The following is a 12,025-nucleotide window of genomic DNA, read 5'->3' on the forward strand; positions in this document are numbered from 1 at the left end:
TATGCTGAACCACCCTGCTGCCCGTGACACGGCACTGCTCTTCGTGCGCCTAGTCACCGGCGTGATTTTCATTGCCCATGGCTGGAAGAAAGTTTTTATCGACGGCATGAACGGAGTGACGGGCACTGTCGCTACCTTCGAGCGCCTGCACATTCCGCAGCCGAAAATCAGCGCCTGGGCGGCTGCAATCCTGGAGATGCTCGGTGGGGCAATGCTGATCGTCGGACTGCTGACTACCGCCGTTGCTGGGCTGTTCGTGGTCTACAGCGCGCTTATCCTGTACTTCGTTCACTGGTCCAACGGGTTTTTCGTGGCTGACGGGGGCATGGAGTTTGTCATGCTGCTGGTGGTCTCCCTTATGATGATTGTTGTTTTCGGCGCGGGGCGAGCAAGCCTAGATAAGGCTCTGTCCCGCTTCGGCTGAGGTCTGAACACGTACACGGACGGGAAAGCGAATGGACTGTCAAGAGGTTAGAACCTCTATGTCCGCACGCCTGGATGGCGAGTCCGCTGCACTGTCCGACGACCTCGTCGACGCGCACCTAGCCGGGTGCGAGGACTGCCAGCGCTGGTATGCAACCATCACCGCGCTTGGACGCAACCTGAACCTGGCCGCGGCGCCGTCCAATGGGGAACAGGTGCGCTCCGCGGAAGATAGCGACGACCGCAAAGCCGCGCTGGTCGAACAGGTCTTGGCGCAGGCCGATCAGGATCCCCAGATCAACGTAGGCCTTCGCCGCCGCCAACTGCCCTTCGTGCTCGGCCGCGCAGCTCTAGTGGCCGTTGCGGTGCTTTATGTTTTGTGGGGCGTCTCGCTGCTGTTTGGGGTGCCTATTGAGGATGACGCCACCTCGTCCCAGCTACACCTGGTCTCAGACGCAGCGGCGATGCGTTTCGCCCTGGCTGGAGGTCTGCTGTGGGCTGCCTGGCGCCCCAAGGTGGCCTCTGCGATTTTGCCCATCTACTTGGCTATCTGGGCTTTCGGAGTCGGCTTCGCAACCCGTGAGATCGTGCTGGGCCTGATCAGCGAAGCAGGGGATTTGAGCGCCCTTTGGCTGCTGCTGGTTCACTTGGCGGCGGTGTTGGCATTGGTCGTGGTTTGGGCTGGCCGGCAGAACGTGTTCATGCCATTACGCCAGTCGCTGCGGGCGCTGATGGCGCAACCGATCAATTTCAGTCCCAGTGATGCGCGGCGCAACTCCACCTATGCGGTAGGGGAGCCCCGCCCGCGCGACTGGGAATAGCCCGACAGACCCCCGGCAGCCAGGTCAGGGGGCTAGCGCCAGGACGGCAGCCACATGCGCATGTCGAAGGCGGAATCAGACAGTGGCGCGCCGATGTACAGCGGCAGGAAGTACAGGAAGTTCCAGACCACCAGCATGAGGTACACGACGACCAGCAGCTGCCCGGGGCGAGCCTTTACAAAGGTCTTCGGCGAGGAATAGGGGTTGGGAACCTCCGGCTTTTCCCAGCGCAGGAGTTGCCCCAGCGCCATCGCAATAGCGATGGCCAAAAACGGCACCAGGTTCGCCGCGTAGAACAGGTACATCTGGCGATCCAGGTTGACGAGCCAGGGAAGGAAGCCGGCGGCGAAACCGATGGTGGGAATGACCCAGCGGCGATCCTTATGCACGATCAGGCACCACAGGCCCCACAGAATCGCCGGAACGCAGAACCACCAAATTGCAGGGGTGCCGACCAGCAGAATGACCTTGCGTACTCCCTCGTCACTGGAGGGGCTGTAGTACAGCAGCGAACGGCTAGAAACCAGCCAGGACCAGGGCTTGGATTCCCAGTTGTGGTGGTGGCCGTTGGAGTTCGTCAGCTCCGTGTGAAAGCGCATGACGGACACGTGGTAGTAGATGAAGTTCTGCACTACGTCGGGCAGGAAAGACCAGAACCAGTCGCCAGTCGTCTTCGTGTACTGCTCCGATTCCACCGCGTGGCGGAACACGCCCGTCTCCGAGGCAAACCATGCGCGCCAGCTGATCACGTAGAGGATCACGGGGACGATGACTACGGAGAAGAAGGAAGGCAGCGCATCGAAAATCGCGGTGCCGGCAAGGGGGCGCTGGACGCCGAAACGGCGGCGTCGAAAATAATCAACCGCAACGATCGTCAGCCCGAAGAAGGCCATGTAATAAAGACCATTCCACTTCACAGCCAACGCGAGGCCCAGACCCACACCCGCGGCGAAGCGCCACCAGCGGTAGCCCATGCGGGGGCCAAAGTCGGATTCGTGGATGCGGTCGGTGGCCCATACGTGCTGGAAGCGCTGCTCCATCTGCTCGGCATCGCGCACCGCGCAATACGCGACCAGGCACAGCAGGAAGACCTGGAAGTGGTCAAGCATTCCCGAGCGCCCGGTGACGAACAAAATGCCGTCGCACAGGGCGATAACGCCCGCGAAAAGCCCGACCAGATCCGACCTCGTGATCCGGCGCGCCGTGGCGGCGATCAGCAGGATTGCAGCCACACCGAGGAGTGCGGCCATGATGCGCCAACCCCACGGCGTGTAGCCGAACAGAATCATGCCAATGGCCTCGATCTGCTTACCGAGGGGCGGGTGAACGACCAGGCCATAACCCGGGTTGTCCTCGATACCACCGATGAATGGGTTGTCCCAGCTTTGCATTACCTGCCACGCCTGTGGCACATAGTGCTTCTCGTCAAAGATAGGCGTGCCGGCATCCGTCGGACGGTGCAGCATCAATAGGCGACTGAGAGCACCCAGGATGCCCAAGGAGACCAGAATGCCCTTCCACCGCGTAAAAGCGAAAGTCCGCGAGTGATCGGAGCCCGTCGAATCGCTGACGGCGGGCGCGTCACTTCCATGGATGGCTTGCTGGTCAGTAGTCATTGTCGAGGGCACGGAGCTAACTGTAGTAGAAGCGGCGGACAAGCGGGTGCAGTGCCGGGCATACTGGCGGTTATGAGTGATTCTGTAGATGCCTCCGTAGATGCCAATGTGCTGCTTAGCCGGGCGGCCGAACGTCGCCCGTTGCCGTCGGGCGGGATCATCTTGGCGGCCACGCCGTTGGGGAACCCGCTGGATGCGTCGCTGAGGCTGATCGATGCGCTGGCCAGTGCGGACATCATCGCAGCAGAGGATACCCGCCGCACCCGCGCATTGGCGGACACGTTGGGGGTAACGATCGCCGGCCGGATCTACTCCAACTTTGACCACAACGAGGCCGAACGCGCGGAGTTCTTCGTAGAGCAGGCCGAACAGGGCCGCCGCGTGTTGGTTGTTACGGACGCCGGCATGCCCTCTGTCTCTGACCCAGGCTTTCCCTTGGTCGTTGCCGCCCGCCGCGCGGGTGTCCCGGTGACGTGCCTGCCGGGTCCTTCCGCCGTGCCGACCGCCTTGGCGCTGTCGGGTCTGGGGGTGGGGCACTTCGCCTTCCGGGGCTTCGCCCCGCGCAAGGATGGCGCCCGGCGGTCGTTCTTCCGTTCTTTTATTGACGCCCCCTACGCCGTCTGCTTCTTCGAATCCCCGCACAGGCTGGCAAAGACCCTGCAGGCTGCGGCCGAAGAGCTAGGCGATGGGCGACAGGCCGCGGTATGCCGGGAGCTGACAAAGACCTTTGAGGAAGTGAAGGTCGGCGGGCTGGCGGAGCTGGCCATGTGGGCAGCGGACGGCGTGAAGGGGGAGATCTGTGTGGTCATCGATTCGGCGGCGGAATCCGGGGATGGCGATGCGGAACTGGATGTGGAGGCCCTGGTGGAACTGGTAGAGCTGAAGGTCGCAGAGGGGGAGCGGTTAAAGACGGCCGCTGGGGACGTGGCGAAGCTCCACGGTGCGAGCAAGCGCGAGCTTTACGAGGCTGTTTTGCGTGAGCGGAACCAGGAATAGGGGCTGGAAAGGTTGAAAAGACACGGCAATGCCCCCAACATGTAAAGAATGACCGCATCAAGTGAAGAAGTGACCGCGAGAGAAGTAACAGAGTCGAGAGAGATAGCAGAGACGCGAGAGACTGACGAGGCTGAACAGAATCAGTCGATCGACTGGGTGGTGACGGGCAGCGCGGCTGCACTCATTCTTTCAGTCGTATTGTGGGGAATCTTCGGCGGAGATAGCTTCGCCGAGTTTGCCTCCACCGCCCTGGGGTACATCGTCGGCGACTGGGGATGGCTGTATGTGCTGGCCGGAACCGTGTTTGTCGCATTTATCCTGTTCATCGCATTCAGCAAGTTCGGGCACATTCGGCTGGGCAAGGATAACGAATCGCCCGAGTTTAACAGTGTGTCCTGGGTTGCGATGATGTTCGCAGCAGGCATGGGCATCGGCCTGATGTTCTACGGGGTGACCGAGCCCTTGACGTACTACCGAAATGGCGTGCCTGGTGCAGAGGACCACGATGTTGCCAGCTCCTTTGCCTCCACGCTGTTCCACTGGGGACTGCACCCGTGGTCACTGTATGCCATCGTCGCACTGGCCATTGCGTACAGCACGTTCCGACTCGGACGCAAGCAGTTGCTTTCTTCGGCCTTCATTCCCCTGATCGGCAAGAAACGCGCCGAGGGGGCTGCGGGCAAGATCATCGACATCGCGGCTATCTTCGCCACCGTGTTCGGTACGGCGGCCTCCCTGGGCCTGGGTGCCGTGCAGATTCAGTCCGGCCTGAAGGCAACGGATCTGATCTCGAACCCAGGGACCTCCGTGATCGTCGGAACCATCGTGATTTTGAGCCTGTGCTTCCTGGCCTCCGCAGCGTCCGGTGTGGGCAAGGGAATCCAGTACCTGTCGAACACCAACATGGTTCTGGCTGGCCTGCTTGCCCTTTTCGTGTTGATCGTTGGCCCGACCGTTGTGATCCTGAATATGATCCCGACCTCCCTGGGTAACTACTTTGCCCAGTTTTTCGAGATGGCCGCACGCACCGCGGATTCCAGTGAGGACGCAGGTGAGTGGCTGGGTTCGTGGACCATTTTCTACTGGGCCTGGTGGGTCTCTTGGTCCCCGTTCGTCGGCATGTTCCTTGCCCGCATTTCCCGCGGACGTACCATCCGCGAATTCGTATGTGTTGTGCTGATGGTGCCGACCGTGGTGACCATCATCTGGTTCTCCATCTTCGGCGGTTCCGCCATCCACGCCGAGGACAGCGGCAACTCCATCTGGGGCGACGGTGAGGCCACCAGCCAGCTGTTTAACCTGCTGGAGACCCTGCCGGCGGGACACGTGGCAAGCATCGTGGCGATGCTGCTGCTGGGCACGTTCTTCATTACGTCGGCCGATTCGGCCTCTACCGTCATGGGATCCATGTCCCAGCGTGGCCAGCTGGTAGCTAACCGTGGTGTGACCGTCCTGTGGGGTGCGCTGACTGCAGTGATTGCCTTGATGCTGTTGCTGACGGGCGGCGACGAAGCTCTGACGAACCTGCAGAACGTCACGATCATCGCCGCCAGCCCCTTCGTGCTGGTGATCATCGCGCTGATGTTCTCCATCTACAAGGCGCTGTCTGACGACCCGCGCTACTTGGATGAGAAAGCCCACCGCGAGTACGCACTGCGCATGGCTCGGGAGCGCCGCATCACCCAACAGCGGGAGAACGCGGCTAAGAAGAAGCGTCACGCCCGTGCCGCGAATGCGGTGCAGAGCCACGGCGAACAGTTAGGCGAACAGTTAGAGGAAAGCTAACTGAGTAAACCACGTGAGCAGCTCTGCATAAGCAGGGCTGCTTTCGCATAGCTGTGGTGTATCCCCTAATCTAAAGGCTATGTCGAAACGAGTTCTCACCTCAGTTGCATGGCCTTATGCCAATGGCCCCCGCCACATTGGACACGTCGCCGGATTCGGCGTTCCTTCGGACGTTTTCGCACGTTATCAGCGGATGGCCGGCAACGAGGTGCTCATGGTTTCGGGCACGGACGAGCACGGAACTCCGCTGCTGGTGCAGGCAGAGAAGGAAGGCACGACCGTCCAGGAGCTGGCCGACCGCTACAACCGCATCATCGTCGAAGACCTGGCGGGGCTAGGCCTTTCTTATGATCTCTTTACCCGCACGACGACCCGCAACCACTACGCGGTCGTGCAGGAGCTCTTCACTGGGCTGTACAACAACGGCTACATGGTGACCCAAACCACCCGCGGTGCCATTAGCCCGTCGACCGGCCGCACACTGCCGGACCGCTACATTGAGGGCACCTGTCCCATTTGTGGGGCGCACGACGCCCGCGGCGACCAGTGTGACAACTGCGGTAACCAGCTGGATCCCGAGGATCTGATCGATCCGCGCTCCAAGATCAACGGTGAGACCCCGGAGTTCGTGGATACCGAGCACTTCATGCTCGACCTCCCCGCCCTGGCAGAAGCGCTGACCACCTGGTTGAACAACCGTAAGGGCTGGCGGCCCAACGTGTTGAAGTTTTCCCTGAACCTGCTTGAGAACATTCGTCCGCGTGCCATGTCCCGCGACATCGACTGGGGCGTGCCGATCCCCGTCGAAGGCTGGCAGGATAACAACGCCAAGAAGCTCTATGTCTGGTTCGACGCGGTGGTCGGATACCTTTCCGCATCCATCGAATGGGCGTGGCGCACCGGCGACCCGGAGGCCTGGCGTAAGTGGTGGAACGACCCAGAGGCGCTGTCCTACTACTTCATGGGCAAGGACAACATCACGTTCCACTCCCAGATTTGGCCCGCTGAGCTGCTGGGCTACGGCGGCGAGGGTTCCAAGGGCGGGGAGGCCGGCGAGCTGGCCGAACCTGCGCTGAACCTGCCCACGGAGGTTGTGTCCTCCGAGTTCCTGACCATGTCGGGATCCAAGTTCTCCTCTTCCAAGGGAGTCGTGATCTACGTCCGCGACTTCCTCAAGGAGTTCGGCCCGGACGCGCTGCGTTACTTCATCGCCACCGCCGGTCCGGAAACGACTGACACGGACTTCACTTGGGATGAGTTCGTGCGCCGCATCAACTCCGAACTCGCCAACGAGTGGGGCAACCTGGTTAACCGTACGGTTTCCATGGCCTACAAGAACTTCGGTGAGGTTCCCACCCCGGGGCCGCTCACCGCTGAGGACGAGGCGCTGCTCGCAGAGTCCGCGAAGGCCTTCGACGTGGTCGGCGAAAACCTCAACCGCTCCCGTTTCAAGGCCGGCATCAACGAAGCAATGCGTATTGCCGGACGGGCGAACCAGTACATCGCGGCCATGGAACCGTGGAAGCTGGCGAAGGACGAGAACCAGCGCGAGCGACTGGCCACGGTCTTGCACACCGCGCTGCAGGTGGTCTCGGACGTCAACACACTGCTGACCCCGTACCTGCCGTTCTCTGCACAGAAGATCTTTGAAACTCTGGGTGGCGAGGGCATTTGGGCAGCCCAGCCGCAGGTTGTCGAGGTTAAGGACGAGTCTCCGCGGGAGCCGGTGGGCGTCGGGCTGCCCGAAGCAGGACGCACCTACCCGGTCATCATGGGCAACTACAGCGAGCAAAAGGCAACGTGGGCTCGCCAGGAGATTCAGCCTGGTACGACGCTGCACAAGCCCAAGCCGTTGTTCCCGAAGCTTGACCCCGAGCTGGCAGAGACCGGCCCGGAATGGGCGCCGGTCCAGAAGTAAAAGCCCCTAGTCCGCGAGGCGCAGGCTGGTGATCGGCGCGAGCACCTGGTGGACGGATTCCACACCGCGCCAGGGGAAAGCCTCCCAGCCACGGCGCTCCGCGGCTTCCAGGTTCGCCTGACGGTCGTCGAAGTAGATCAGCGTGGCGTACTCGTGACCAGCAGCGGCCGCGGCCTGCTCGAAGCGGCGGAACGCGCCCTGGTGGGGCTTGGTAAAGCGCAGGTCGGGGGAGAAGCAGGTGACGGCCGCGCCGCCAACCCAATCCTGGCGAAGCACTGCCTCCATCACCGGGCGCGGCGCGTTGCTGAAAACGCCCCACGGCTGGTCGATGGCGTTGAGGTGGTTCAGCAGGTTCCGCACGGAATCGGAGATCGTGGAGCACAGGCGAGTATCCGTTTCCTCCAGCTCCGCGATGAGCTCCGGGGTCGGCTGCACGCCGGCCGCGCGGCAGAGGGTGGTGAAGTAGTCGTTCGGCCCCATCGACAGGCTGTAGCTTTCGCGGTAGCGGCCGTAGGCAGCCTCGAAGCTGAACGGATCGGTGATGATGGTGGGAACGGTGGTCTGGGTGCCCTGGTTCGAACGGGACTGGATGTTGGCGTGGCGGATCATCACGGTGGTGAGTTCGCGCAGGGTGTGGCGGCGTGGCACCAAAACGCCACCGAGGTCGAAGACAATCAAATGTTCCATGTTCGGTTCTTGCCTTTGCAGTGGTGTGGAATGTGTTGGTGACTAGTAGAGTCTGTGGCTAGTGTGCCGGGTCTGCATGACCGGAAGGTGGCGCTAACACGAATCCAAAACGAACCGGGGGTGAACAACATGGCGAAGGCTGCGGGCAGCACATCCCGTCGAATTCCCTCCGCGATCGCCCTGCTGGCCGCTGTGGCCGTGTTGTTGACCAGCTCCAACCTGCGCAGCCCCGTCAGCGCTTTCCCGCCGATTGCCGACCAGGTTAGCTCTGACCTCGGCGCCTCCGAATTGTTCATCGGCCTGGTCGGCATGGCTCCCACGGCAATGTTTGCCCTGGCTGCGGTCCTTTCCGGCCCCATGGCCAGGGCCCTGTCGTTCCGTGCTGTGATCAGTACCGCCATGGTGCTGGCGACTTTCGGTTTTAGCCTGCGCACGGTGGCCCCGAACGGCCTGCTTTTCCTGGCTGGAACCATGATCGGCCTGGTCGGGGTGGGGATCACGAATACGTTGCTGCCCGCGGTGATCAAGGACTACTTCCCGTTCAAGCTGACGGTGATGTCGGTGGCGTATATGGCGGTGGGGCAGGTGAGCATGGCCACCGCCTCCGTCGTGTCGGTGCCGTTGGCGCAGTTGGGTGGCTGGCGCGTGGCCATCGGCGTATGGGCAATCCCGCCGCTGCTGGCGCTGCTGTGCTGGGGGATCCTGGTCTTCGCTGTCACCCCGGGCACTGCTGCCCAACGCGGCGGCGAGATGTTGCGACAGGCGCACCCGCGGAAACTTATGGGCGTCATAAACAACAAAAACAACGAGTCCCGCGGTGCGTTCCGGCACATGTGGCGTAACCCCGTGAGCTGGGGGATCGTGGTGATGTTCGCTATGACTTCCTCCATCTCCTACTGCTTTATCACCTGGGCGCCGAAGATCATCGTGGAATCTGGTGGCTCGGCGCAGTTGGGTGGCATTATCGGCGGGGTGTTCGCGATCGTGGGTACGGCCTCGTCGTTCTTCGTTCCGTGGATGACTTCGCGTTTCGAACGCGGCGCGGCGTGGGTGACGATCCTGTCCTGCAGCTGCATGTTTAGCGCGCTGCTGATGGTGATTACCGATCCGATGCGCTTGCCGGTGGTGTGGATCTCGCTGGTGTCGCTGGGGTGCTCGACCTTCCCGCTCGGGCTGATGCTGATCGCCACCCGCACCCGCGAATCCAAGGCCGCCGCCGTTTTGTCGTCGGGCGCGCAGGGTATCGGGTACACCGTTGCCTGTGTCGGGCCTTTTGGTTTTGGTGCTCTTTATGACGCCACCGCCTCCTGGACCGCCGGGCTGCTTGTCCTTGTGGGATTCAACTTCGTTTTGTTGGCGGCGGGCCTGGTGGCCAGCCGCAGGGTGTTCGTGGATGATCACTGACGATCGTTAGAGTGGGGAGTATGGCGAAAAAGAAGCGACCCACCCCCGTGCCTCCCGAGCCGATCGTCCCGCTCTTCGACTCGCACACCCACCTGTGGTCCACGGTGCTCAAAAACCAGCGCCGCGAGGAAGCAGTGGGCCGGGAATGCGGGGAGGAAGATCACCGCAGGTTGGTGGGGGAATTTATGGATCGCGCCCTTGCGGCGGGAGTGCGCGGCGTATGCACCGTGGGCGATGGGATTGAGGAGACAGAAAAGGCGCTGCAAGCAGCCGAGTTTCACGACCGTGTGTGGGCAGCCTGCGCGGTGCACCCGACCCAGGCACAGACGGTGACGGGTGAGGTGCGCGAGCGGCTGCGGGAAATGGCCTTCCATCCACGCTGCGTGGCGATCGGGGAGACCGGCCTGGACGCGTACTGGATCGGCAAGGACATGGGGGATGGGGAGGAAACCCCTGGTATTGAGGTGCAGGAGGAAGCGCTGCGCTTTCACATTGACTTGGCCTGCGAATCCGGCAAGGCGCTGATGATCCACAACCGCGAGGCCGATGCGGACCTGCTGCGGGTGCTTGCGGACGCGCCGCGACCGAAGGACATTATCCTGCACTGCTTTTCCTCGCCGCTGGACGTGGCTAAGGAGGCGCTGGACAGGGGATATGTGCTTTCCTTCGCGGGGAACGTGACATTTAAGCGCAATGAGGAGCTGCGCGAGGCGGCGCGTATCGCACCGCCGGAGCAGATCCTGGTAGAAACCGATGCGCCGTACATGACCCCCGAGCCTTTCCGGGGTGCCCGAAACGAACCGGCCTTTGTGGGATACACGGCGGCGTGCGTGGCGGAGCAACGGGGCATGTCCCCCGGCGAGCTCGGAAAGCTGGTCACGGCCAATGCGTGCCGACTATATGGGATTGACCTCCACTAGTGAGGTCCGTGTTTCTGGTGTTACGTAATATAACGAAATCGTATAGGAATTAACGCTTGTTGGGGGCTGTGTCTGCTGTTATTGCAGATACACCCCCATATTTGTGATTTATGGAACAAATCGCGCGAGAGTTTTGTCCGTTATCGATCGTTATCGTATTGTGACAAAAGTTGAGAAAATCGGCGTTCCCGGCGCCCGTGTTCTACGGCTAAAGATCTTTAAGGCCGATGGGACCAGAGGGCGTCAGTAACAAGAGAGGCAACGATCTAGTGTCACCGAAGAAGAAGTCCCACCTGCACCGCATCAACAACACCAACTCCACCCCGCTGCGCATCGCCACGGGCGGCATGCTCGCCACCCTGGTTGTCGGCGGCGGCGTTGCGGTCGCAGGTCAGAAGTCGGTCACCCTCGACGTTAATGGCGACATCATCCAGGCCAACACCATGTCCGGAGATGTCGAAGGCGCGCTCAAGTCCGCTGGTGTAGAGGTCGACAACCGTGCCATGGTCACCCCGGCGCTGAACGAATCCATCAGCAACAACGCCAAGATCACTGTCCGCAGCGCACGCACCGTGGCGCTGACCATCGACGGCAAGCAGGAGAAGATCGACACCACGGCACTGACCGTCGGCTCCCTGCTGGACCAGCTCGGCCGCAGCGACGACATCAGCGCGATGTCCATGACCCGTAACCAGGAGATCCCGCTCGACGGTATGGAGCTGGAGATCGTCACCCCTAAGAAGTTCACGCTGAACGACGGTGGCCAAGACGGTCGCATGAGCCTGCCGGCCCGCACCGTGGGTGAGATCTTCGAGATGCGTGGCACCCCACTGGGTAAGGATGACAAGGTCACCCCATCTGCGGATACCCCGCTGAAGGAGGGTATGCACGTCGAGGTCACCCGCATCGCCAACCGCGACGAGACCAAGATCGAGGACATTCCGGCTCCGGAGCGCGTGAAGGAAGACCCGAACCTGCCTGAGGGCGAGGAGAAGGTCGTGAAGAAGGGCGCGCCGGGCAAGGCTCGCGTGGTTGCCACCGTCCGCACCGTCAACGGCAAGGAAGTAGACCGCAAGGAGAAGTCCAGCCAGGAGATCACCGCGCCGAAGGAGCGCGTGATCATCCGCGGCACCAAGAAGACTCCGGGCTCCGGGGACTCCAAGGGTTCCAACACCGGCGCTTCCGCTCCGTCCGTGGCCGATGGTTCCGTATGGGATCAGCTGGCGATGTGTGAGTCCACCGGCAACTGGTCGATCAACACCGGCAACGGATTCTCCGGTGGTCTGCAGTTCACCCCGTCCACCTGGGCCGGCTTCGGCGGTACCCAGTACGCGCCGGCTGCCCACATGGCTACCCGTGAACAGCAGATCGACATCGCCAAGCGCGTGCAGGCTGCACAGGGCTGGGGCGCATGGCCGGCCTGCACCGCCAAGATGGGTCTGCGCTAAAGCACCC

At 62.1% G+C, this 12,025-nt stretch carries 10 protein-coding genes; 8 read left to right on the top strand and 2 right to left on the bottom strand.

The features are described 5' to 3' along the window. The first annotated feature begins 1 nt into the window (after position 1). Positions 2-424 (top strand): DoxX family protein, encoded by a 423-nt coding sequence (locus tag CRD15_RS06400; protein ID WP_080716729.1) that lies wholly within the window; start codon positions 2-4, stop codon positions 422-424. Positions 425-455: 31 nt separating this feature from the next. Beyond that, positions 456-1,244, top strand: coding sequence for a zf-HC2 domain-containing protein (locus CRD15_RS06405; RefSeq protein WP_034967413.1), 789 nt, complete (start codon positions 456-458; stop codon positions 1,242-1,244). Positions 1,245-1,276: 32 nt separating this feature from the next. Here the strand turns inward: CRD15_RS06405 and CRD15_RS06410 are convergent, their stop codons facing one another. Then, entirely contained in the window at positions 1,277-2,860 is a 1,584-nt protein-coding gene (locus CRD15_RS06410) for a dolichyl-phosphate-mannose--protein mannosyltransferase (RefSeq protein ID WP_187402272.1), read from the bottom strand. 72 nt (positions 2,861-2,932) lie between these two features. On the opposite strand from CRD15_RS06410, the gene rsmI reads away from it, so the two are divergent. From rsmI to metG, 3 genes are all read left to right on the top strand, one after another. Beyond that, positions 2,933-3,856, top strand: coding sequence for a 16S rRNA (cytidine(1402)-2'-O)-methyltransferase (gene rsmI / locus CRD15_RS06415; RefSeq protein ID WP_187402183.1), 924 nt, complete (start codon positions 2,933-2,935; stop codon positions 3,854-3,856). A 48-nt stretch (positions 3,857-3,904) separates the two neighbouring features. Then, the gene (locus tag CRD15_RS06420) at positions 3,905-5,641 is read left to right on the top strand and encodes a BCCT family transporter (RefSeq protein WP_187402184.1); all 1,737 of its coding nucleotides are present in this window, start codon (positions 3,905-3,907) and stop codon (positions 5,639-5,641) included. A gap of 79 nt (positions 5,642-5,720) precedes the next feature. Then, the gene (gene metG / locus CRD15_RS06425; RefSeq protein WP_187402185.1) at positions 5,721-7,559 is read left to right on the top strand and encodes a methionine--tRNA ligase; all 1,839 of its coding nucleotides are present in this window, start codon (positions 5,721-5,723) and stop codon (positions 7,557-7,559) included. Positions 7,560-7,565: 6 nt separating this feature from the next. Here the strand turns inward: metG and CRD15_RS06430 are convergent, their stop codons facing one another. Beyond that, positions 7,566-8,246 (bottom strand): HAD family hydrolase, encoded by a 681-nt coding sequence (locus CRD15_RS06430; protein WP_034975412.1) that lies wholly within the window; start codon positions 8,244-8,246, stop codon positions 7,566-7,568. A 129-nt stretch (positions 8,247-8,375) separates the two neighbouring features. Here CRD15_RS06430 and CRD15_RS06435 point away from each other — a divergent pair, with 129 nt between their 5' ends. The 3 genes from CRD15_RS06435 (at position 8,376) to CRD15_RS06445 (ending at position 12,018) form a co-directional block, all read left to right on the top strand. Further along, a complete protein-coding gene (locus CRD15_RS06435) occupies positions 8,376-9,650 on the top strand; it encodes a CynX/NimT family MFS transporter (RefSeq protein ID WP_034967598.1) in 1,275 nt (424 codons plus the stop codon). Positions 9,651-9,670: 20 nt separating this feature from the next. Continuing rightward, positions 9,671-10,570: a TatD family hydrolase gene (locus tag CRD15_RS06440; protein ID WP_187402186.1), complete on the top strand. Its 900-nt coding sequence runs from the start codon at positions 9,671-9,673 to the stop codon at positions 10,568-10,570. 269 nt (positions 10,571-10,839) lie between these two features. Beyond that, positions 10,840-12,018 (top strand): resuscitation-promoting factor, encoded by a 1,179-nt coding sequence (locus CRD15_RS06445; RefSeq protein ID WP_034967398.1) that lies wholly within the window; start codon positions 10,840-10,842, stop codon positions 12,016-12,018. Positions 12,019-12,025 lie beyond the last annotated feature (7 nt).

This window comes from Corynebacterium sp. LK28 (assembly GCF_014335105.1).
Classification (GTDB): Bacteria; Actinomycetota; Actinomycetes; order Mycobacteriales; family Mycobacteriaceae; genus Corynebacterium; species Corynebacterium macclintockiae.